The following is a 22532-nucleotide window of genomic DNA, read 5'->3' on the forward strand; positions in this document are numbered from 1 at the left end:
CCGCTCAGAGTACACACGCATCTTCCACGGGGAGAGCGAGTAGGGGGGGGCCGGGATCCGGGAACGGCGAGGCGAGAGGCGGATCCGGGAACCGGCTCCGCACTACTGGCGGTTGCCCCACACTGCTGGCGACTGATCTGAGGAGATGCCTCCTATGCCCACCATCAAGTCCCTCGGCCACTCGTGCTTCACGCTCAGCGACGGAGCGCACAGCGTCATCTTCGATCCCTTCCTCAAGGGCAACCCTGAAGCCATCTGCGGGCCCGAGGACGTGCAGGTGGATGCCGTGTTGCCCTCCCACGGGCACTCCGACCACCTGGGCGATACGATCGAGATCGCGACACGCCTGGGCTGCCCGGTCATCGCCGCCTTCGAGATGTGCATGTACTGCGCGCGCTTCGGCTGCGAAGTGGCCCCGCTCCACATCGGTGGCGGGCGCACCTTCGACTTTGGCTCAGTGAGGCTCACCCAGGCGACCCATGGTTCCGCCGTCATCGGCGAGAAGCTCAACGAGTACACGGGCCCCGCCGTCGGCTTCCTGGTGGACATGGGCGGCGCGAAGGTCTACTTCGCCGGCGACACCGGGCTCTTCGGGGACATGGCCCTGATCGGCGAGGAGGGCCTCGATGTGGCGATCCTGCCCATCGGCGACTGCTTCACGATGGGCCCGAAGGACGCTTTGCGGGCTGCCGCGCTGCTGCGGCCGAACCTCGTCATCCCCACTCACTACAGCGCTTTTGATGTGATCCAGCAGGACGCGGACGCCTTCGCGGCCGAGCTGAGCCGGCAGGGCATTCGCTGCGAAGTGCTCCAGCCCGGGCAGGAGTTGTCGGTATAGGGAGGGACCGTGCCGAAGCTGGGCTTTCACCCCGCCGTCTGGCAGTGCCGCGACGACCTGGAACGCTTCTGGCTGGCCGTGTCCGACATGGCTGAAGCGGGCTGGGACGGCTTCGAGGTCGCTGGGCCGATCCTCCAGCCCTACTACGACGCCCCCGCACCCTTCATCTCCCGCCTGACGGACTCCGGCCTCGCCCTCGCAACCGTCTACAGCCACTGCAGCTACGCCGACGAGGCCACGATCGAGACGGAGTTGGAGCGGGTCAGGCGCACGGCGGACTTCTGCCACGCCGTCGGCTGCGAGGTGCTGCTCATTGACGGGGGCGCCAAGCAGCACGGGCAACACCATGGAGAACCGGACTACCAGCGGGTCGCCGACGCGGCCAACAGAATAGGGGAGATGGCCCGGGAGCGCGGGCTCACCTGCGCCTGGCACCAGCACTGGGGTACGCTGTTCGAGTTCCCCCCGGCCCTCCACCGACTGATGGCCCTCACCGACCCCACCCTCGTCAAGCTCTGCCCCGACACCGCCCAGCTCAGCCTCGGACTGTTCGACCTGGCCGAAGTCTTCACCGAGTACCTCGACCGCATCGCGTATGTGCACTTCAAGGACCTGGACTCGAACAGACGTTTCATTGAGCTGGGCGCCGGGACCATAGACTTCGCCCCCCTGTGGGGGATGGTGCAAGGCCGCGGCTACGACGGCTGGATCGTGGTGGACCTGGACTACACGAGCCTCCCGCCGGCCGAGAGTTGCCGCGCCAACCGAGAGTACCTGAGGGCCCTGGGAGTGCCTGGCCGGGCCTGAAATGGGGGAGACCCATGCGCTGCCCGCGCTGTTCCGGCAGACTGATCGAGGACCAGCCCACGTGCCCCGAGTGCGGCTGGCAGCGGCCCGTGCGGCCGGCTGAGCCCGAGGCCACGGTCACGGATGCGGCTTGGCTGCAGGAGACCGAGGGGCTCCTGCCTGGCGGCGAGGGGCGACCTCTGAACAACTCCGGCACCAACACCCCCCCTCCGGACGAGGTCCGCAGGATGGGGTTCTGCTGGGGCGGGTTCGCGCTGCCGCTCTTCTTCAGCTTCGCCAACAACATCACGTTGGGCTGCATACTGTACCTCGTCTTCGGCATTGTCTCGGCGGTGTGGCTGGGCCTGCTCGGGCACGAGGAAGCCTGGAAGCACCGCCGGTTCCAGAGTCTCGCCCAGTTCCACAGGACGATGCGCGTCTGGAACGCCTGCGGGAAGATCGCCGTTGTCCTTCACGTGGTCGCCGTGCTGTTTCCCCTCGCTCTCTTCCTCGCCTCGCCCGAAGCCTTCAGGCTCGGGAGCTTCGACCCCGCGACTGACGGCGAGGTCACGGCCGACATCTGCCGAGAGAACCTGCAGAGCATCGCCGAGGCATGCCTGATGTACAGCAAGGACTACGACGACCGCCTGCCGCCGGCCGGGGACTGGCACGCGGCCCTGACGCCGTTGCTGCCGGGCCACCGCTGGCCTGTGTGTCCGCTGAAGACGAGCTATCAGGCGAACCCCAACGTCTGTGGACGCAGCCTGCGCGGCATGCCGAGGACTGTCGTGCTCGTGTACGAGGCGGATGGCAAGGGCCGGCTCGCTCACGTCCACCCATGCCCGAGCGGGGGCAAAGAGGCGGGGGTGGCCTTCAGCGACGGAGAGGCCACCACCGAGTGCACCCGGCACCCCGGGCGGATGGATTGGTGGGGCCCCCCGCCGCCCGGGCTCGTGTCCACGCCCGCCGCTCCCTGACCCCGCCAGTGACTCTGCATCTTCGTCGGTCCGTCGGCACTAAGGAGGACCCACATGCGGCTCCGTATGGGTGGTGCATTGCTGTTGGCGGCGCTGCTGCAGACGACCCTCAGCGCCGCCACTGTGACGGTCAGCAGCCAACCGGCCGCCGCGGAGGTGATGTGGTCGCTCGACCACGATCCGCTGGTCCACCTCGGCGGCCCGGCGCCGGCGCAGCTGGACGTTCCCGCCGGCCGCGAGCTTACAGTCTGTGCGCAGGCGGACGGCTACTGGCCGGCCTGGCGCCGCACCCCTGTCAGCGGCGACGGCAGCCTGCAGATGGTCCTGCGCCCGTTCAGCCCGGATCTGAGCGATGTGGCCGTCTTCGGCGACGACTGCGCTCTGGGGTCTCTGACGGCTCGCGAGCCCCAATGGCGCGTCGCGTCGACGTGGGCGGCCTACCAGCACAACGTGCGCTGGTCGCCGGACGGTCGGGCCGTCGTCTGGAGCCGCGTGTCCGAGTGGCATGGGGACCCGAGCGGCGACCTGATCTCCTCGCTGACGCTCATCAACCCGGTCACTCGCGCCTCGCGGCGGTTGGCCTGGAGCCTGTGGAAGGGCCTGGGCAACCACTACCGGTATGACGTGTGCTGGAGCTGTGACGGCGAGTACCTGCTGGTATCGCGTCCACCGAACATGATGAATGGCAGAGAGTCTATTGATCTGGTCGAGATTGGCACACGTTTACGGCGGCAGCTGATTGCCGACGAGAACCTGTCCTGCTACTTCGGCACGGCGACCGGCGCCGACCGGATCGGGTTCGTCACGGGGGGTTTTGACCGGCCCTGGGCCATGTGGGCGTGCGACTGGCAAGGCCGCGGGCGCGTCCGGCTCGGGGCGTGTGACCACATCGCGCCGTGTGGCACCGTGGACGGTCGCCTGGTGTGGGCCTACAGGGACAAGGTCTACGGCTATGACGGCACGGCGCCACGGGTGCTCCTGACGCTGCCATCGGCGCGACGCACGGTCCAGAGCCTGAGCGCCGAGCCCATGGGCCGGCGCGTGCTAATCGTCACCGTGGATCGCGAGACCGAGACGGGCTGGCAGGCACACATATGGAGTCCGGAGAGTGACGTGGTCCGCCTGCAGGGCAACGGTGACCGTGCGCAGTGGGTGACCGCAGGGCGCATCCTGGACAGTGCCCGCGGTGCGGTGGACGCAGGCAGCTTGCTGTCGCAGCCCAGGCGTCCGGGGAGCTACTGGCGGAGCGGCGTGCCCGGGCCCGCGCCGTCGCCGCTGTTTGAGTGAAGGGGCCAGCCAGACGGCCGATCCGCTTTTGACATAATCTGTATTATGGGAAGATGCGTTCCGGCGCCCCGAACCCCGGCCGCCGGGCGTCGCGGAACGTGTTGCCGCCGCCCTGCGGAGGCTTCCCTTTGCCCCATCCCCCGGGAAAGGCAACGGGGCGCACCGAAGTGCGCCCCGTTCGTAACGTCTGCGCCTCTGGAGAGCCGCGCTCCTAGATCTCCGGCACTGTCGCCAGCGACTTCTCGATCTCTTCTTGCGGGAGCACGTAGTCGGTCAACTCGCCGCCCAGGTACCGTTCGTAGCCGGCCAGGTCCAACATGCCGTGTCCGGTGAGGTTGAACAGGATGGTCTTGGCCTCGCCGGTCTCCTTGCACTTGAGCGCTTCCACGATGGCGGCGTGCGCCGCGTGGGAGCTTTCCGGCGCCATGACCCACGACTCGGTCCGGGCAAACAGCACCGCGCTCTTGTAGCAGTCGAGCTGGCCATACGACTGGGCCTCGGCTACGCCCTCGTCCACCAGGATCGAGGCCAGCGGCGAGGCGCCGTGGTAGCGCAGCCCGCCGGCGTGGATCGGCGCAGGCACGAAGTCGTGGCCCAGGGTGAACATGCGCATGAGCGGCGTCATGCCACCGGTGTCGCCGAAGTCGTAGCGGTACGGCCCGCGCGTGAGGCTCGGGGCGGCCTTGGGCTCCACGGCGATGATGCGCGTGTCCTTGCCGTTCTTCATCTTCTCGCGTGCGAACGGGAACGAGAGCCCCGCGAAGTTGCTCCCACCGCCGAAGCAGGCAATGACGATGTCGGGGTACTCCCCGGCCATCTCCATCTGGACGAGGGCCTCTTCCCCGATGACCGTCTGGTGGAGCATCACATGGTTGAGCACGCTGCCCAGCGAGTACTTCGTGTCGTCGCGCTGTACGCAGTCCTCGAGCGCTTCGGTGATGGCGATACCGAGCGAGCCGGGGTGGTTCGGATCTTCGGCCAGGAACTTGCGGCCGATGTTCGTGCGCTCGGACGGGCTGCGGTAACACGTGGCGCCCCAGGTCTCCATCAGCACTCGGCGGTAGGGCTTCTGGTCGTAGCTGACGCCGACCATGTAGACGATGCACTCGAGGCCGAACATCTTGCATGACATGGCCAGGGCGCTGCCCCACTGCCCGGCGCCGGTCTCGGTGGTGATGCGCTTGGTGCCTTCCATCTTGTTGTAGAAGGCCTGGGCGATGGCGGTGTTGGGCTTGTGGCTGCCGGCCGGGCTCACATACTCGTGCTTGTAGTAGATGTGCGCCGGCGTGTCGAGGGCCCTCTCCAGCTCCACCGCGCGGTAGATCGGCGAGGGCCGGTACAGCGCGTAGGCATGCAGGACCTCGTCGGGGATCTCGATGTAGCGCTCGGCACTCATCTCCTGCGCGAGCAGGGACATGGGGAAGATCGGGGCCATATCCTCGGCGGTGATGGGCTGATGGGTGCCGGGGTGCAGCGGCGGGTCCGGCGGGCGGGGCAAGTCCGGTGCGATGTTGTACCACTTTTGCGGCATGTCCGACAGAGACAGATCGATGCGCCTGGCAGTCACGGTGGAACCTCCCTCGGTAGCTAGGTGTCCTCACGTTTCGACGCGCGTACCCGCGCGCTGCGGCAAGCTCTCCAGCTCGTCCGCTATAGTAGGCCCTGCGCGCGCTCCTGTCAATTCGCGCCTGATGGGCAGATAGTGGTTGTGTCTGCTGGGCGTGTGGGGTATAAGTAAGCTATACTGCCGGAAAGGCCACGCCATCTTAGGAGGTCGTCCATGCGCAAGGGGTTCACACTCATCGAGTTGTTGGTCGTGATCGCGATCATCGCGATCCTCGCCTCCATCCTCTTCCCCGTCTTCGCTCGGGCGCGGGAGAAAGCCCGCCAGTCCAGTTGTCTGTCGAACATCAAGCAGCTCGTGCTGGGCGCCACCATGTATGCCCAGGACTACGATGAGGAACTGCCGCACGACCGTCTGGACACGGACGGCAGCGGTGACTACAGCTCCGGCGACACCACCTGGCGCACGGCGATCCTGCCGTACGTCAAGAACAAGCAGATCTACATCTGTCCCAGCGACAAGAGCCCGGACGGCTCTGGCGGCATCTTCAACGGCAGTGAGGGCGACTACGACCAGGGCGCCGGCTACGGCATCAACGTCGCCCACTGGGCGAGTGGCGGCGCCGCCAACCCCTCGGGTGTGTCCCTCGGTTCCGTTGACGACGCCTCGGCCTGTATCTACCTCGTAGAGAGCGTGGGCTCGTTCAGCGTGAGCATGGGCACGGACGGCGACAACGGCCACGGCCTCGTCCGCACCGACGCCGCCGCCACCCGCCACAACGGCGGTCAGAACTGCGGCTTTGTGGACGGCCACGCCAAGTGGATGAAGCCCACGGCTCTCTGCCCCGCCAGTGGCGACTGTCTGCTCAGCATCGGGCAAGAGTAACGATACTACCGCCAGGGCCTGAAGCATTGCCCCGCCCGACGAGGCCGCGCCGCTCGGGCGGGGCAACGTTGCGTTCTGTCACAGGGGTTTGGCGAGTCGTCGGACAGGGAACCATCTGTAGTAGGTAGCAGGCCGATGGGTTGCCATCGTCCGTAACCACGCCTCACGGAGGTCGTCCATGCGCAAGGGGTTCACGCTCATTGAGTTGCTGGTCGTCATCGCGATCATCGCGATCCTGGCCTCGATCCTCTTCCCGGTCTTCGCCCGCGCGCGGGAGAAGGCACGACAGACAAGCTGTCTGTCCAACATGAAGCAGTTGGTACTGGGGATGAACATGTACGCCCAGGACTACGACGAGACACTCCCGCGTGGGGCCTTCGACACTGACGGCACGTGGGACGGGGCGGACGACTCGACGTGGCGCATGGTGATTCTGCCGTACGTCAAGAACGCGCAGATCTTCCAGTGTCCCAGCAAGAAGATGGCCAGCAGCCCGTTCGATGGCCAGTCATTGGTGGACGGCGCCCAGCGGGCCGGGTATGCCATCAACTACGAGCACTACATCACCGGCTCTCCCACCCCGCCCTCCGGGCAATCGCTCGGGTCTGTCGAGGACGCCTCGGCGTGTGTGCTGCTGTGGGAAGCCCCCGATGCCAGCCCGAACTTCTGGCTCGGCGTGCAGCCCAACACGCCCAACCACGTTCGCACTGACGAAGCCGCCACCCGCCACAACGGCGGCCAGAACTGCGGCTTCGTGGACGGCCACGCAAAGTGGCTGAAGCCGACCGTGCTCGACCCTGCCAGCGGCGACTCGCTGGTCAGCATCGAGATAGAGTAGCCCGCCTGGTAGTCGGGGCCCGCTCTGCCTACGCCGCTAAGCGGCGGGAGCCCCTTGAGGCGCAAACACAGCCCCGGAGCCTTGTGCTCCGGGGCTGTGGCTCTTGCGCCGGGCGTTGCCCTCCGCCGCCGAATGCCCTACAATCGGGCCGCCATGAGCACTCCCCCTTCGCCTCCCGAGCGCGAGACCATCCTCTGCAACCTCTGTGAGTCGGCCGACCATGCCCTGTGGGGGATCGTGCGCGGCGTACGCGTCGTGCGCTGCCGCGAATGTGGCCTGGTCTTCACCAACCCCCGCCTGCCCGTGGTCGCCTTGCATGACAGCTACGAGGAGGACTACGGCGACGTGCACGAGGACCCGGTGCTGCTCGCCCAGCGGCGGGAGATGTACGCGATCGAGCAGGCAGACATCCGACGATGGACGGCGACCCGCCTCGGCGGGGCACAAGCCCCCGCCGCACAGGACGGCGACAGCCGGCTGCGGTTCCTGGACGTGGGCTGTGGTACGGGGGAGTTCATCTCCCTGCTGCAGGACGACTTCGAGGTGTACGGCGTGGAGGTCTCGCAGCGTTACCTGCAGATCGCCCGGGAGCGCTACGGTCTCCCCCACCTCGTCCACGGCGAGTTGACCACTGCCGGCTTCGGGGCCGACTTCTTTGATGTCGTGCAGATGCGTGGCGTGCTGCAGCACTTGCCCGACCCCCTGGGGCAGCTTCGCGAAGCCCAGAGGGTCACCAAGCCCGGCGGGCTCATTATCATCAGCGCCACGCCGAACATTGCCAGTCCGGCAGCACGGGTCTTCGGCCCCAACTTCCGCCTCATGGCCCCGGACCAGATGGTCTACGACTTCTCCCCCCGGACACTGCGCCAGATGCTGCAGCAGGCCGGCTATGAGGTCCAGAGCTTCTGCTTCCCGTATGCCCGCACGCCTTACTTCCGGTGGACGCAGCCACTGGAGTTCGCGTGGCTGGCGATGAAGCTCGCCGGGCGCAAGATCGCCTCCCGGGACACCTCGGACATCCGCTCGCCCGCCTTCTTCCGCAGCATGATGACCTGCCTGGCGCGCAAGCCGGCCGTGTAGGGCGAGGCACGCCGTCTGTAGGGCGGGGGCTTGTACCCCGCCCCGCATGGCACTTCGCGAACGCTGGGGGGGGGAACAAGCCCCCGCCCTACAGCGCCCCCCGCGCCCGCAACCCGCGCAGGTTCGCCACTATCTCCCCGCGAATATCCACCTATCTTCACCAGAGGAGTGTCCTCCTTGGACATCATCATCGGCATCATTGGGGCGGCGGCGGCACTTGTCGCCGGCTTGCTGCTGGGCCTGCGCCTGGGGTCGCGGCCCGAGCGGGCCCGCCGTGTAGACCTGCAGGATCGTCTGACCGAGGCCCAGGTCGCGCTCACGCGGGAGCAGGAGCGCGTCGTGGAACTCACCGGGAACGCCCAGGCTCTGCAGGCCCGCCTCGAAGAGCGGGACCGTTCCGCCGCGCAGTTCGACGAGCAGATGCGCCAGACCATAGACGCGCTTTCGCGCCACGCGCTGTCGCGCAACAGCGAGGAGTTCCTCAAACTCGCCGCCGGCACGATGGAGGCTCTCGGACACAGGACCGAGGGGGCGCTGGCCACAGGCGAAGAGCGCATCAAGGGGATGGTCGAGCCCCTGACTGAGCTACTGAGACGCTACGATGTCGCCCTGGGGGAGATGGAGCAGAAGCGACAGGCAGCGTACAGTACGCTCGAGGAGCGGCTGCGGGCCATGCTCGCAGCCGAGCAGGGGCTGCAGAGCGAGACCAATAAGCTTGTGACAGCGCTACGCGCGCCGCAGGTGCGCGGCCGGTGGGGGGAAATGACGCTGCGCAACGCGGTCGAGGCCGCCGGCATGAGCCGCTACTGCGACTTTGTCGAGCAGGCCCAGGTCAGCACGGAAGCCGGGGCGCTGCGCCCGGACATGATCGTCAACCTCCCCGGCGGCAAGAAGATCATCGTCGACTCCAAGGTCCCCATGGACGCCTACCTCAAGGCCGTGGACAGCACGGACGCCGCCGCGCGCGAGCTGCACCTGCGCGACCATGCGGTCCAGTGCCAACGGCACCTGGACAGCCTCACCCGCAAGAGCTATTGGGACCAGTTCGAGGAGGCCCCCAACTGCGTGGTGATGTTCATCCCCGGCGAGGCGCTCTTCGCGGCCGCCATGGAAGCGGACGCGGACCTGCTGGCGCGCGGCCTGAGCAAAAACGTCATCATGGCGACGCCGGCCACGCTCGTGGCGATGCTGTATGCGGTGAACTACGGCTGGCAGCAGCAGATGTTCACGGAGAGCGCGACGGCCGTGCGCAAGGTCGCCGGCGAGCTGTACGACCGCCTGGGGCCCTTCATGGAGCATCTGGGCAAGCTCGGGACGAACCTCAACCGGTCGGTGGGAGCGTACAATGACGCGGTGGGCTCGCTCGAAAGCCGCGTGGTGGTGTCGGCGCGCAAGCTCAAGGAGATGGGCGTGACCGGGAAGGGCGACCTGCCAGAGTTGGGGCCGCTGGACACCGTGCCCCGCCGCCTGGAGTCCGAGCCGGGCGGCGCCCTGCCCCCCGCCGAGGAGTCCGCCGACGAGCAGACCGACTGACGGACCTCAGCCGCCCAGCTTGACCCGCCTCGCCATGCGGGCGGCGTCGGCAAAGAAGCCGTCGCCGCCGAAGTTGCCGCCCTTGAGCGCGATGGCCACGTCACGCCCCGGCAGGGCCCGGCACAGTGGTACCCCCGGGGCCAGTTCACGCACCATCTCCAGCGCCTGAAGCCCCAATGCCTGGGCGATCGCTCCGGAGGTCTCGCCCCCGGCGCAGATGAAGTGCCGCACACCCAGCTCCATGCGCGCCAGGTGCGCCAACTCGGCCAGCAGCCGCTCGATGCGCAGGCCGAACTCCCGTGCCGGCAGGCCCGCCTCTTCTGCTCGACGGAGCGATGCCAGCCTTTCCGTCGGCTCCTCGGACGAGGCCACCACGACCGCCCCCCGCTCCGCAAGTGCCCGCTGCACACGTGGCAGCAACTCGCGCGCCATGTCCGCAGGCTCGTGGCTCAGGAGCGTCCGGCCGCCCACGCGCAGCACGGCATCGCCACTCGCCTCTGCCGCGGCGACCTGCCGGAGCGTCTGCTCCGCGCAGCTTCCGGCGAGCGCCAGCACCGGCGCCGACGCCGGCCGCGGCAGGAGCTTCTGCACACCGTGTCGCTGGCCCAGGAGCCCTTCGCGCCGCCAGATGGCCGGCAGCTCCATCGCCAGCGCGGACGATCCGGAGATGAACGGCAGGTCGGCCACAGCCTGCGCGATCGTCCGCACGTCCCGCTGGTCAAGACAGTCCAAGACGGCATGTGGAATCTCGGAGTGCCAGAGCTGCTCGACGCGGCTGCGGACGGCGCTCGGTCCTGCCCGCAGGGCATCGTGCGCCACCAGTCCCACGCGTCGGGGCGTCTGCTGCTGCAGCCACCGCACCAGGCTCGCGTCGGCCATGGGGTTGAGTGGATGGCCACGCATGGGCGACTCGCTCAGCGGGACGCCATGCACGAAGTGGTAGCCCAGATATGTGGTGCGCCCGTTGATCGGCAAGGCGGGCATGACGATGGCGCCGGGCAGGCGCAGGACGTCAAGCGCCACGTCGAGGACCGGGCCGATGTTGCCCGCGGGGGTGGAGTCGAAGGTGGAGCAGTACTTGTACTGGATCATGTGTGGCTGCAGGGAGCGGGCGTGCTGCAGCAGTCGTGCCGCCTCGGCGCGCGCCTCGGCAACCGGCAACGCACGCAGCCGCGTCGCCACCGTCACGGCCTCCCACCCCTCCCCCACCTCGAAGCCTTCGTCCAGCACGAGCAGCGAGGCCACGCCCGCGCGGGCCAGCATCCCGGCCTGATCCGAGGCGCCGCTGAAGTCGTCAGCCACGGCCACGAGGACAGGCCTCATGGATGCGCCACCCGCTTCAGGACCTCGCCGGCGCGGATGATGCCGCCACGGGGGCTGGACAGGACGCGGGCCTGGAGGTCGGCCGGAAGCTGCGCGGCCACGGCGGCCATCGAGGCCTGCGCCAGCAACACCACATCGGCCGGCGCGTCACCCCCCAACAGGCCTTCAAGCCCAGCCAGGACCCGCCGGTCGTGTTCGGCCTGGTCACCGGCCGAGGCGGCCGCGAAGGCCCCCTCGACCAGCGATTCCACGACCTCCGCCTCGCGCTCGGCTTCCTCGGCACACTTGCGCACCAGTTGCACCGTCGGGGCCAGGGTGCTGCTGAGGGTGGCAATGACCCCGATGCGTTGCGCTGTCTGCACGGCTTCCTCCGCCATCGGCCGGTCTATGCGCAGGACTGGGACATAGCACTCGCCGGCGGCGATGTCGGCGGCGGGGCCGATGGACGAGCATGTTACCAGCACGACGTCGGAGCGCTCTGCCGCCAGTTGGACGAGCTGACGCACTCGCCGGATGATGTTCGCCGACAGCCCCCCGAGCACGATGGCGTCCTGCAGCACCGACTCGTCGAGGTAGTGTAGTTGCCGCACATCGGGGAGCAGCTCGGCGACGAGGTCGGCGAGGCCGGGAATGACGCGGCGGACAGTGTGAACGAGGCCGAGGGTCGGCAAGCGGTTCCTCCCTGCGCTCAGGCGTGGGCGCGCAGCGAAATGGGGACAGTCCCTGTCCTCGCTATTCCCCCCGCGCGGGCGCTTGGCCTGCACGGGCGGGAGCGACAACGGGGTCTGTCCCCATCGGTTGCGCTCTTCCTGCGTCGGTGAAGCTACTTCACGATCTTGACCAGCTTCACCTCAAACACCAGCGTGGCGTTCGGAGGGATGGGGCCGCCCGGCGTGCCCTCGGCGCCGTAACCCAGCTTCGCCGGGATGATGAGCTTGCGGCGCTCACCCTCGGACATGCTCAGGAACGCCTCGTCCCAACCCGGAATGACGTCGCCTTCGCCGACATTGAACTCGAAGTCGCCCGGATGATCCTTGGAGCTGTCGAACTTCGTCCCGTCGGTGAGCCAGCCGGTGTACTCGGCAACGACCTTGTCGCCCTGCTTGGGCTTGGCGCCGGTGCCCTTGTCGAGCACCACGTACTGCAGGCCAGAAGCCGTCTTCTGCAGGGGCTTGCCCTCCTCGCCCTCCACCTTCACCTTGGACTCCTCCTTCGCGGCAGCCTCAGCCTTGGCGGCGGGCTTCTCCGCCTCGGGCTTGGCGGCGTCAGGCGTCTCGGGGGCGGGCGCCTGGGCCACTGGCGGCGCGCCCTCGGGCGGCGTGGAGATCGGCGGCTCGCTCGTCGCGGGCTTGGGGCAGCCGGCCAGCACGGTCAGCACGGCCACGGCAAGAAGACAAACGACAACATGGCGTAGCATCGGCATCATCCTTTGCTGAAGTACAAACGGGGACAGGCCACGTGGTCCTGTCCCCTGATTGGGTGCGTGCGTTGCTCCGTCTACTGCTCCGAGATGGCCTCGACCGGGCACTCGCCGGTGCACAGGTCGCAGTCGGTGCACAGATCGGGGTCTATGACGTAGCAGTCCTCGCCCTCGGCGATGGCCTCGGCGGGGCAGACCTCGGCGCACGAGCCGCAGGAAGTGCACTTGTCGCAGTCAATGACATGGGGCATGGGGTTCTGATCCTCCGCATGATAGTCGGCGGTCGGGGGACCGCCGGGGCTATGGTACCCAAAACGGGGGTCGCTGGCAAGGGCGAAGTCGCCGCGGCCAGGGGGAAGGGATTGGCCCATGGACGGCGAACGATCATCCGCACTTCGCAACCATACTGGAGGATGAATGATGTCGGAACCCATCAAGATAGCAGTCATGCTGGGCAACATGCGCATGGACCTGTACGAGGCCATGAAGGTCGTCGCGGACTGGGGCGTGCCCGGCCTGCACATTTCCGTACAGGGCGGCCCGTGGGACCCGCGTGAACTGGACAGCGCCGGCCGCAAGGCCCTCGTCAAGCACATCCGCGGCCTGGGCCTCGAGATCTCTGCCATCTCCTGCTGGGGCGGGGGGGTAGACCTGGGTGAGGAAGAGAACTGGGACGAGAACGTGGAGTGGGGCAAGCTGATCCTCGAGGAGGCCGCTGACCTGGAATGCGGCATCTGGCAGGGCCATTGCGGCATCATGCCCGAGCACACCAGCGACCCCAAGTGGGGCCGTTTCCTCAAGGGCATGCAGGTTCTCGCCGCCCACGGCGAGAAGGTCGGCGCCAGGCTGGCCATCGAGACGGGCCCCGAGCCGGCGTTCGTGCTACGCCGCCTGCTGGACGCCGTCGGCAGCCCCAACCTGTGCATCAACTGGGACCCGGCCAACATGATCCTGTGGCCGGCGAAGTTCGCCCGCGACCGCGGCGAGGAGTACTGCCGCCTCAAGTGGTTCGAGAAGTTCCAGCCCAATGAGGGCGCGCTGGCCCTCGGCGACCGGATCATCCACACCCACGCCAAGGACGCCCTGGTGCAGGAGGACGGCACGGGCAAGGAAGTGCCGCTGGGCGACGGCTGGGTGGACTGGCCGCGGTACGTCGGCTACCTGCGCGAGTGCGGCTACAACGGCTACTTCGCCATCGAGCGCGAGGTCGGCGCCAACCCGCAGGCGGACATCAAGAAGGCGGTAGACTTCCTGAAGACGCTGTAGGGGAACGGCGGGGAACGGGATTCATGAAGCGGGGCGCGCCGATGGGTCGGCGCGCCCCGCGGCGTTCTCGTCGAGCGGAACTAGAGCTGCCGCCGGAAGGTGCTGATGTTGCCCATCAGCGCGCCCTGCGAGTAGTACTTGACGTGCCCGTCCACGAACGAGAGATTGCACCCGTCGTTGTGGCAGAACTTGGGTGCTGCCGGCCCGGTGCAAGTGCTGGTGCAACCCGCCACGCCGGGCGTTGCGTAGTAGATGTCGGCGCACGTCTTGTACGAGACCGCATCAAAGAACAGGGCCGCATCCACCGCCGACTTGTACTGCGCTATCCCGACGACGCATGTCGTCCCGCCAGCCTCATGGACACGCCCCAGATTGCAGCGCTGCACCCCGTATATCACCGGGTTGCTCGGGCAGTACCAGACCTGGCTGTTCTTGGTGTAGGGCATGAGTTCGTCATAGGGACGGTAGAACGGCACCCACCCGGGGCCGATCACGTAGTGCATGATCATCTTCTCGTCATAGTCCTGCGCATACTGCAGGGCGGCGAGGGTGATCTGTTTGAGGTTGCTGGTGCAGCTTGACTGGCGGGCCTTCTCCCGCGCTTTGGCGAACACAGGGAACAGGATCGCGGCGAGGATCGCGATGATCGCGATCACGACGAGCAACTCGATGAGCGTGAAGCCGTGGCGCATCATAGTCTTCCTCCTGTCACTCCGGTATTCCGTACTTCTTACGGAGTTCTTCGGCATTGGGGGAGGACTCTCCTGCTCGTCGGCCGGCATTTGGTCGTCTATCCCCGCCATCGCGTGAGGGCAAGCGGACAGCACCGACGCCGAGGGCATGCCCTCGGCGTCGTCGCGGCGGTTGCGCAGCATCTGGCGCGGTTACTGCGGCTGCTTCCACGACATGACCCAGTACTTACGCACCGTGAGAGCGGAGCGCGCCAGGTCCCTGACCAGCACGCCTCGCACGTTCCGGCTGGGCGTGCACCACTGCTCCCAACGGTACTGTCCGTTCGCCGCGGCCGCCGGTGGGTGGTACTTGGTCAACTTGTCGAACTCGCGCGACGTGACATCATACGTGTAGCGTATGTCTGCCATGACCTCCTGTGCGGGAGGCTTGCCTTGCGACGGCCACACCCCGGAGGGGGCCAGGCGGTTCGCGACGTCGTCCACCTCCTTGAGCAGTGCGGGGCCCTGACTGGCGATGAGCCGTTCCACGAATAGCTCGGGCACCCCGTGGAAGGCCTTGGCCTCCTCCTTGCTGACCCGATCAAGCCCGCGTCGGACATGCACGGGGCAGCACAGGTCCGCCGCATAGTGCGCAATGTAGGCCAGGCGTTTCTCCTGCATGGTCGCAGGTGCGGGGGGAGGGGGCACGTTCCCCCCACCGCAGAGCCAACGGTAGAGACTGGCGTCGAGGCTCACTTGCGCCCGGTTGTAGGTCGGGCTGTCGAAGTGGTGCGAATGCCCTAACGCAGTCTCTGTCTGGTTGCCGTGCCCCGGGTCCGGCCATGTCACCATGGCGTCCAGGCGCGCCTGGCGCTTCGTGTCCAGCAGGAACTTCCCCAGGGAGTCATGGGGCGAGGCCTTCTGCAGAGCTACGCGCAGCACGAAGCGATGGCCGCCTGCCTTCCATGTGAAGCCAGGCACGGCCCAGGACAACAGCAGTACCGACAGCACGACGAGACGCAACGCTCGCATGGATAGACCCCCTTTGAGGTATGGTTCACGGGCGCCCAGCCCGTGACGTGGTAAACACATTTATACCCGTTCGGTGGCCGGCGTCAAGCCGCCGAGCAGTCACCTCCGCCCGAACCGCAGCCGCCACGGCAGTAGCATCGCCTCGAACATGATCGCCTTCGACAGCTTCGACTTGCCGTACTGCCGGTCCACGAAGATGATCGGCACCTCCCCCACCTGCGCCCCCGCCCGGACGCAGCGGTACAGCACCTCGACCAGGAAGCCGTAGCCCTGCGTCTTCGTCTCCAGCATGCCCGAGCGTTGGATCAGGTCCGCGCGATAGCCACGGTAGCCGGTCGTGCAGTCGCGCTGCTCGAGGCCCAGGATCGTGCGAGCATAGAAGCTGCCAAAGCGCGACAGCAGCCGCCGGGAGAGCCCCCAGTTGCGCGTGCCGCCCCCGGGGACATACCGCGAGCCGAGGATCATGTCATGCTCCGCCAAGCCGTCGAGGATCGCCGGCAGGACCGACGGGTCGTGCGACAGGTCGGCGTCCATCGTCAGCACACGCTTCGCTCCCCGCTCGATGGCCCGCCTCATGCCCTGGATGTGGGCGCTGGCATAGCCGCTCTTGCGCGGGCGGTGCATGACGCTGAGCCAGGGGTGACCAGCGGCGAACTCGTCGGCATACTGGCCGGTGCCGTCGGGCGAGTCGTCGTCAACGATGAGGACCTGCAGGCCGGGTGCGTGCTCGGCAATGAGCGGCAGGACGAGGGGGAGATTGTCCCGCTCGTTGAAGGTGGCGATGGTGACGGTAGCGTCGGAATAGTCGGGCATGGTGGCAGTTTCGTCCCGGGAGCGCCGGCATCCTGCCGGCCCAGGCCGTAGCCGCAGACGACGCGTCGGCGTCCCCCAGCGGTCAAGCCCAGTCGTTCGTCTCATCGCCACACTCGCGGCGCAGCGCTCGGAGCTTCTCCTGCAACTCGGCGACGACGTCCGCGTACGCCGGATCATCGTAGACGCTGCACATCTCCAGCGGGTCGCGCTCCAGGTCGAACAGCTCCCATTCCTGTGGGCCGGGGACGGGCTCGTAGTAGTAGATCAGCTTGTAGCGTTGCGTCCGGACGCCGTAGTGGGCCGTCGTGTTGTGGCTGGGGTCCAGGTGCATGAAGTAGCGGTAGTAGAAGGCCTCGCGCCAGTCCGGCGGGGCCTGCCCCTGCAGCAACGGGCGGAGGCTGCGGCCCTGCATGGAGTCGGGAGTAGGCAGCCCGGCATAGTCCAGGAACGTCGGCGCGAAGTCGTTGTTGATGGCGATGTCGCGGTTCACGCTGCCGGGCGCGATCTCCCGCGGGTAGCGCACGATGAAGGGCATTCGCAGGGATTCCTCGTACATGAAGCGCTTGTCGTACCAGCCGTGGTCGCCCAGGAAGAAGCCCTGGTCGGAGGTGTAGATGACGATCGTGTCCTCGGCGAGGCCGGACGCGTCCAGATAGTCCAGCAGCGTCCCCACACTGTCATCCACGGCCTGCACGCAGCGCAGGTAGTCCTTGATGTAGCGCTGGTACTTCCATTGCTTGAGCGGGCGGCCCGTCAGCCCCTCCGGCGGCTCCATCTTGGTGTCCGTCACCGTGAGGTCACGGTCAATCCGCATCTTCGCTTCGCGAGCGGCGACGGAGCGGTTCGCGTAGTCATCGTCGAACGTCGGCGGCTCGAGCACGTCCTCGGCAAAGAGCCCCATGTGACGCTCGTGCGGCTCCCAGGGGCGATGGGGGGCCTTGTGGTGGCACAACAGGCACCAGGGGCGCTCGGCTTCGCGCCGGCTGAGCCAGTCCACACACATGTCGGTGATGAGATCGGTGACATAGCCGGAGAAGACCTTCTCCTCCCCCATCTCGATCATCTTCGGGTTGTGGTACAGCCCCTGGCCCGGCAGCACGTTCCAGTAGTCGAAGCCGAACGGCTCATTCTCGGGCCTGTGCCCCAGATGCCACTTGCCGATGAGTGCCGTCTGGTAACCAGCCTGCTGCAGCATCACCGGGAACGAGGGCTGCTCCTGCGTCCGCAGGCCTTCGAACAGCGTCAGGACACCGTTGACGTGGCTGTACGTGCCAGTGAGGATCGTGGCACGGCTGGGGGCGCAGATGGAGTTGGTGCAGAAGCAGTTGTCGAACCGCACGCCCTCGTTGGCGATGCGGTCCATGTGGGGCGTCTGGTTGATGCGGCTGCCGTAGCACCCCATGGCATGGGCGGCGTGGTCGTCGGACATGATGAAGAGGATGTTCGGGCGGCGCGGGGGCATGAGAGGCTCCGTCTGGTTGTGGAGGGGTTCGGTCGCGGTCGGTGACCGCTCGTACGGGATCTGCCCAAGGTTCGGTCGCGGTCGGTGACCGCTCCCACGGGATCTGCCCGAGGTTCGGTCGCTGTCTGTGACCCCTCCCACAATGTCCCCCAGATGGGGCTTCGTGGCCGGAGGAGAGAGCGGGACGCTGTGGGAGCGGTCACCGACCGCGACTTCCTCCCTCAGATAATGCGCCCCACCGCCCTGGGGTTCCTGCAAAGCAGAGCGGGACAGGCCGCACTGGCCTGTCCCGCGCAACCCTCTCGCCGTCAACTCCCAACTCGCAACTATCAGCTATCCGCCGCCAGCTCCCCGACCGTGAACTGCTCGGGGATCATCAGGCTGAGCACGATCTCTTCCTCGTGGGCGTCTACCTGGATGGTGTCGCCGTCGTGGAACTCCCCGCGCAGAAGCGCCCCGGCGATGCGGTTCTCGACCTGCTTCTGGATCTCGCGCCGCAGCGGCCGCGCCCCGTATACCGGGTCGTAGCCGCGCCGCGCCAGCAGCTCGCGGGCCGCCTCCGTGACGTGCAACTTGATGTTGCGGTCCGACAGGGCCTTCTCGACCCGCCGCAGCATCAGGTCCACGATCTGCAGGATCTCCTCTTCGGTCAGCGCATGGAAGACGATGATCTCGTCGATGCGGTTGAGCAGCTCGGGCCGGAAGGACTCCTCCAGCGCCTGGATGACACGGTCGCGCATCTGCTCGTACTGCCGCTCCCGTTCTTCCTCGCTGGCGGCGCTGATCGTCTCGCGCTTCTTGTCCTTGAGCTGGAAGCCGATCGTGCCGCCGGTGCTGACCGGGCGGATGTGCTGGCTGCCGATGTTGCTGGTCATGATGATGACCGTGTTCTTGAAGTCCACGACGCGGCCGGTGTTGTCCGTCAGCCGCCCGTCCTCCAGTATCTGCAACAGGATGTTGAAGACATCCGGATGGGCCTTCTCGATCTCGTCCAGCAGGATCACCCGGTACGGGCGCCGCCGCACGGCCTCGGTCAGCTGGCCACCCTCTTCGTAGCCCACGTAGCCCGGGGGCGCGCCGATGAGCCGCGAGACCGAGTGCTTCTCCATGTACTCGCTCATGTCGATGCGGATCATGGCGTCCTCGTCGTCGAACAGGAACTCCGCGAGGGCCTTGGCCAGCTCCGTCTTGCCTACACCCGTGGGGCCCAGGAAGATGAACGAGCCGATGGGCCGGCGGGGGTCCTTGAGGCCGGCGCGGGCGCGGCGGATGGCCTCCGATACGGCGACCACGGCCTCATGCTGGCCCTTGACGCGCTCGTGCAGGCGCTGCTCCATGTCCAGCAGCTTGTGGGCCTCCTCCTCGAACATCTTCAGCGCGGGGATGCCCGTCCATTCCGAGATGATCTGCGCCACGTCCTCGGCGTCCACCGTGTCGTCAATGTCATCGAGGCCGGTCCAGGCCTCCTCGGCGGCCGGAAGCTTGCCCTGCAGGTCGTCGAGCTGCTGTTTGGTGCGGGCGGCCGCGTCATAGTGGCCCTCGCGGGCCTCCTCGGCGCCGCGGGTGGTGAGCGTCGCGATCTCCTCGCGCAGCTTCTCGGGCTTCGGCGGCAGGTCGAAGATCTCGATGCGCAGCTTGCTGGCGGCCTCGTCAATGACGTCAATGGCCTTGTCAGGCAACTGGCGGTCGGCGATGTAGCGGGCCGACAGCTTGGCCGCCGCCTCCAGCGCCTCGTCGGTGATCTTGACCCCGTGATGCTCCTCATAGCGCGGGCGCAGGCCCTTGAGTATCTCGATGGTGTCCTCGACCGAGGGCTCGCCGACGAAGATCGGCTGGAAGCGCCGCTCCAGGGCCGGGTCCTTCTCGATGTTCTTCCGGTACTCGTCGAGGGTCGTCGCGCCCACACACTGCATCTCGCCGCGCGCCAGGGCGGGCTTGAGCATGTTCGAGGCGTCCATGGCGCCCTCGGCCGCGCCGGCCCCGACGACGGTGTGCAGCTCGTCAATGAAGACAATGATCTCGCCCTGCGCCTCGCGGATCTCGTCCATGACGGCCTTGAGGCGCTCCTCGAACTCACCACGGTACTTGCTGCCGGCGATCATGCCGCCCAGGTCCAGCGCGAGCACGCGCTTGCCCTCCAGGATCGAGGGCACCTCGTCCTTGGCGATGGCTTGCGCCAGGCCCTCGACGATGGCGGTCTTCCCCACCCCGGCCTCGCCGATGAGCACCGGGTTGTTCTTAGTGCGGCGGCTGAGCACCTGGATGACGCGGCGAATCTCCTTGTCGCGCCCGATGACCGGGTCCAGGCGCCCCTCCTGCGCCAGCTCCGTCAGGTCGCGCGAGTACTTCTGGAGCGCCTCGTACTTGCTCTCAGCGGCCTCGCTGTCCACACGATGGGTCCCACGCACGGCCTGCAGGGCCTGCAGGAGCTTCTCGTTGCTCAGCCCGGCCTGCGTCAGCAGCCGCGCCGCGGCGGTCTGGCCGTCCTCGACGATGGCCAGCAGCACATGCTCGCCGGCGATGTAGCTGTCGCCCATGCGCTGGGCGATGGTCCAGGCCAGGTCGAGCACGCGCTGTGTGTGCGGCGTGATGTAGACCTGCTGCTGATCGCCCGCGCCGGGGCCCGACACCTGCGGCCGGCTGCCCAGTTCGCGTTCGAGGCTGCCCACCAGGCCCGCACGGTTCACGCCGGCCTGGTCAAGCACCCGCGGCACGACGGCGCCGTCCTGTTCCAGAAAGGCGAGCAGGATGTGCTCGATGTCGAGTTGGCTATGCTTGTAGCGCTGCAGGATCTGCTGACTGGCAGACAGCGCCTGCTTGGCTTGATTGGTAAAGCGTTCGAAGTCCATCAGACATCATCGCTCTTCTCTTCCTCGGGCTCGAGGAAGTGTATCAATGCGTCCTTCGCAGTGAGGAGAACCTCGGGTGAACTCCAAGGGACCTCATCGAAGGTGATGGAACCGTCCTCTGCCTGTCGTCGCTGGTACCGCTTGACGTTCGCCAGTAGCAGCTGTGCTTGGCTGGCATCGGAACTGCTGCGCTTCTCGCCCTGGAAGATGCTCCCGTCGGCGTACTCCACCATCACCAGCGGTGCCTCCCTATGGTCAAACTGCTTGTCCCACAGAGTGTCGTACCGTGAGATGATCCCCTTCTTGAAGCACTTGCGCCACGCCGCAGCCGTGCCCCGCCAGGCGAGGCCGATAAGCACGCCGCCAAGGAGTGTCGCCCCGCCCATCAGGCATATGCGCTCGATGAAGGCGGTTGAGAACAGAAGGCGTCCAAACTCAGCCTCGGGGACACCCAGAGACACCGACACGGCGTACGCTCTAGCCCAAGGCTCGGTCGCAAGAAACGAGACCGCACTGACTATGAAGCTCAGCCCGAACTTGGCGAAGTCCGATCGGCCCGAGTCCTGTGCCTTCCACGCCGCCCAATCGAATGCGAGGAGCCCCAGATAGCCAGGCAGGATAAAGACCAAGAAGAACAGGAACACGCCGTTCAGCGCCGGCATCGTGGGTCACCACCTCTCTTGTGCAAGCTGGCTAGATCGCGACCTAGTGCCTGCGGCTACCCTTCTTGGTGACTGAGGCCTTCGCGCGGGGGGACCAGGGCAGCCTCGGCTTGCGCCCAGTGACCACGCTGTCCACGGCGGCCTTCTTCGGTCCGGCCTTCTTCGGGGCAGCCTTCTTCGGTGCAGCCTTCTTCGGTGCGACCTTCTTCGGTGCAGCCTTCCTCGGTGCGGCCTTCTTCGCTGCGGCTGCACAGCACTTCGCCATTGCGGTTCCCTCCCTCTTGATGACCTGCTCCGTCTCTGTTCCGTCACTTAGCCCATGCTACACAGCATCTTGCTCTAGCAGTTCCTTGGCCGCGTCTTCCCAATCGGGCGGCACGAGCACCAGCACCGGCTGGCTGATCGTCACGCCCAGGCCGCCGAGCGTGGCGATGTTGTTCGTCGGCAGGCGCACCGCCGGGATGTCACTGCCCTGCAGCAGCGCCACGCAGGCGTCCGCCTCGCCATCGGCCTCCAGCCCCAGGAAGCTGGCGACCGGCACCCACTCTTCACTCTTCTTCGGCGGCGGTGAGGTCAATCTCGGCATCCGACAGCAACTCCTTCGCCTCAGCCTGGTGGTCCGGCGGGACCAGTACTCTGACCGGCATCATCGGCCCGCCGAAGCCGTCGAACACGACGGGCGCCGCGGACGGCGGGAGGCGCACCACGGGGATGGCGCTGCCTTCGAGCAGCGAGACCACCATGTCGGCCTCGATATCCGCATCATGCGCCGATCGCTGCCACACCACGACCCAGTCACGCGCCTGGTTGTCGGCCATGGCCGACCTCCTCTCAGCCCTGGTGCTCCACTTCCTCGATCTGTATCTCGATCCGGTGCCGCTCGGGGGCCGGGTTCAGTTGCAGCGGCCCGTGGTCGCGCTCGTACGTCAACCGCTCGATCTGTGCCTGCAGCTCGGCGATCTGGTCCAGCAGCTTGAGCACCAGGTCCACGCCCGCCAGGTTCACGCCCATCTCCTGGGTCAGGCGCTGGATCTGGCGCAGACGCTCGATGTCGCGCTCGGAATACAGGCGCAGGCCCTGGGGCGTCCGCTGGGGGCGCACCAGGCCCACGCGCTCGTACATGCGCAGGGTCTGCGGATGGGCCGCGATCAGCCGCGCGGCGACGGATATGTAATAGACGGGTTCGTCTTGGCTCGGCCTGTTCATCCTTGTCATCCTCCGTCAGAGACGGGGTTCGTCGTCATCT

General features: G+C 67.2%; 23 protein-coding genes and 1 pseudogene. 9 read left to right on the plus strand and 15 right to left on the minus strand.

The genetic code is table 11. The features are described 5' to 3' along the window. Nucleotides 1–154 precede the first annotated feature (154 nt). Genes LLH23_13755 through LLH23_13770 form a run of 4 tightly spaced genes read left to right on the plus strand, consistent with a single transcriptional unit; the run spans nt 155 to nt 3888 of the window. Complete coding sequence (locus LLH23_13755; protein ID MCE5239536.1) at nt 155–838, plus strand: metal-dependent hydrolase; 684 nt, start codon at nt 155–157, stop codon at nt 836–838. A gap of 9 nt (nt 839–847) precedes the next feature. Further along, nucleotides 848–1645 carry a sugar phosphate isomerase/epimerase gene (locus tag LLH23_13760; protein MCE5239537.1) on the plus strand — a complete coding sequence of 266 codons (798 nt, stop codon included), beginning with the start codon at nt 848–850 and terminating at the stop codon, nt 1643–1645. A 14-nt stretch (nt 1646–1659) separates the two neighbouring features. Continuing rightward, entirely contained in the window at nt 1660–2601 is a 942-nt protein-coding gene (locus LLH23_13765; protein MCE5239538.1) for a hypothetical protein, read from the plus strand. Between the two features lie 54 nt (nt 2602–2655). After that, a complete protein-coding gene (locus tag LLH23_13770; protein ID MCE5239539.1) occupies nt 2656–3888 on the plus strand; it encodes a hypothetical protein in 1233 nt (410 codons plus the stop codon). 211 nt (nt 3889–4099) lie between these two features. Here LLH23_13770 and LLH23_13775 read toward each other — a convergent pair whose 3' ends face one another. Continuing rightward, nucleotides 4100–5455 (minus strand): TrpB-like pyridoxal phosphate-dependent enzyme, encoded by a 1356-nt coding sequence (locus LLH23_13775; protein MCE5239540.1) that lies wholly within the window; start codon nt 5453–5455, stop codon nt 4100–4102. A 213-nt stretch (nt 5456–5668) separates the two neighbouring features. Between LLH23_13775 and LLH23_13780 the strand changes: the two genes are divergently transcribed. The 4 genes from LLH23_13780 (at nt 5669) to rmuC (ending at nt 9788) form a co-directional block, all read left to right on the plus strand. Beyond that, on the plus strand, nt 5669–6337 hold the full coding sequence (locus LLH23_13780) for a DUF1559 domain-containing protein (protein MCE5239541.1): 669 nt from the start codon (nt 5669–5671) through the stop codon (nt 6335–6337). 178 nt (nt 6338–6515) lie between these two features. Continuing rightward, nucleotides 6516–7175: a DUF1559 domain-containing protein gene (locus LLH23_13785; GenBank protein MCE5239542.1), complete on the plus strand. Its 660-nt coding sequence runs from the start codon at nt 6516–6518 to the stop codon at nt 7173–7175. A 153-nt stretch (nt 7176–7328) separates the two neighbouring features. Then, nucleotides 7329–8255 carry a class I SAM-dependent methyltransferase gene (locus LLH23_13790; protein ID MCE5239543.1) on the plus strand — a complete coding sequence of 309 codons (927 nt, stop codon included), beginning with the start codon at nt 7329–7331 and terminating at the stop codon, nt 8253–8255. A gap of 177 nt (nt 8256–8432) precedes the next feature. Continuing rightward, a complete protein-coding gene (rmuC, locus tag LLH23_13795) occupies nt 8433–9788 on the plus strand; it encodes a DNA recombination protein RmuC (protein ID MCE5239544.1) in 1356 nt (451 codons plus the stop codon). Nucleotides 9789–9794: 6 nt separating this feature from the next. Here the strand turns inward: rmuC and LLH23_13800 are convergent, their stop codons facing one another. The 4 genes from LLH23_13800 to LLH23_13815 all read right to left on the minus strand — a co-directional run bounded on the left by LLH23_13800 (nt 9795) and on the right by LLH23_13815 (nt 12782). Continuing rightward, a complete protein-coding gene (locus LLH23_13800; GenBank protein MCE5239545.1) occupies nt 9795–11111 on the minus strand; it encodes a hypothetical protein in 1317 nt (438 codons plus the stop codon). After that, a complete protein-coding gene (locus LLH23_13805) occupies nt 11108–11782 on the minus strand; it encodes an aspartate/glutamate racemase family protein (GenBank protein ID MCE5239546.1) in 675 nt (224 codons plus the stop codon). Before LLH23_13805 ends, LLH23_13800 begins: the two co-directional genes overlap by 4 nt. A gap of 152 nt (nt 11783–11934) precedes the next feature. Next, nucleotides 11935–12528 (minus strand): FKBP-type peptidyl-prolyl cis-trans isomerase, encoded by a 594-nt coding sequence (locus tag LLH23_13810; protein MCE5239547.1) that lies wholly within the window; start codon nt 12526–12528, stop codon nt 11935–11937. Between the two features lie 80 nt (nt 12529–12608). Further along, nucleotides 12609–12782 (minus strand): 4Fe-4S binding protein, encoded by a 174-nt coding sequence (locus LLH23_13815; GenBank protein MCE5239548.1) that lies wholly within the window; start codon nt 12780–12782, stop codon nt 12609–12611. A gap of 169 nt (nt 12783–12951) precedes the next feature. Here LLH23_13815 and LLH23_13820 point away from each other — a divergent pair, with 169 nt between their 5' ends. Then, a complete protein-coding gene (locus LLH23_13820) occupies nt 12952–13797 on the plus strand; it encodes a sugar phosphate isomerase/epimerase (GenBank protein ID MCE5239549.1) in 846 nt (281 codons plus the stop codon). 80 nt (nt 13798–13877) lie between these two features. Here the strand turns inward: LLH23_13820 and LLH23_13825 are convergent, their stop codons facing one another. From LLH23_13825 to LLH23_13870, 10 genes and pseudogenes are all read right to left on the minus strand, one after another. Then, nucleotides 13878–14195: a hypothetical protein gene (locus tag LLH23_13825; GenBank protein ID MCE5239550.1), complete on the minus strand. Its 318-nt coding sequence runs from the start codon at nt 14193–14195 to the stop codon at nt 13878–13880. A 6-nt stretch (nt 14196–14201) separates the two neighbouring features. Continuing rightward, a pseudogene (locus LLH23_13830) lies at nt 14202–14489 on the minus strand (DUF1559 domain-containing protein). A 192-nt stretch (nt 14490–14681) separates the two neighbouring features. Further along, complete coding sequence (locus tag LLH23_13835) at nt 14682–15500, minus strand: hypothetical protein (protein ID MCE5239551.1); 819 nt, start codon at nt 15498–15500, stop codon at nt 14682–14684. Nucleotides 15501–15599: 99 nt separating this feature from the next. Next, nucleotides 15600–16313, minus strand: coding sequence for a polyprenol monophosphomannose synthase (locus LLH23_13840; GenBank protein MCE5239552.1), 714 nt, complete (start codon nt 16311–16313; stop codon nt 15600–15602). An 82-nt stretch (nt 16314–16395) separates the two neighbouring features. Further along, nucleotides 16396–17775: a sulfatase gene (locus LLH23_13845; GenBank protein ID MCE5239553.1), complete on the minus strand. Its 1380-nt coding sequence runs from the start codon at nt 17773–17775 to the stop codon at nt 16396–16398. A 329-nt stretch (nt 17776–18104) separates the two neighbouring features. Next, entirely contained in the window at nt 18105–20624 is a 2520-nt protein-coding gene (locus LLH23_13850) for an AAA family ATPase (protein MCE5239554.1), read from the minus strand. Then, the gene (locus LLH23_13855) at nt 20624–21286 is read right to left on the minus strand and encodes a DUF6338 family protein (protein ID MCE5239555.1); all 663 of its coding nucleotides are present in this window, start codon (nt 21284–21286) and stop codon (nt 20624–20626) included. Before LLH23_13855 ends, LLH23_13850 begins: the two co-directional genes overlap by 1 nt. 322 nt (nt 21287–21608) lie before the next feature. Further along, nucleotides 21609–21872, minus strand: coding sequence for a DUF2007 domain-containing protein (locus LLH23_13860; protein ID MCE5239556.1), 264 nt, complete (start codon nt 21870–21872; stop codon nt 21609–21611). After that, on the minus strand, nt 21835–22104 hold the full coding sequence (locus LLH23_13865; GenBank protein ID MCE5239557.1) for a DUF2007 domain-containing protein: 270 nt from the start codon (nt 22102–22104) through the stop codon (nt 21835–21837). Before LLH23_13865 ends, LLH23_13860 begins: the two co-directional genes overlap by 38 nt. A 13-nt stretch (nt 22105–22117) precedes the next feature. Beyond that, the gene (locus LLH23_13870; protein MCE5239558.1) at nt 22118–22492 is read right to left on the minus strand and encodes a helix-turn-helix transcriptional regulator; all 375 of its coding nucleotides are present in this window, start codon (nt 22490–22492) and stop codon (nt 22118–22120) included. Nucleotides 22493–22532 lie beyond the last annotated feature (40 nt).

Source organism: bacterium (assembly GCA_021372615.1).
Taxonomy (GTDB): Bacteria; Armatimonadota; Zipacnadia; order Zipacnadales; family UBA11051; genus JAJFUB01.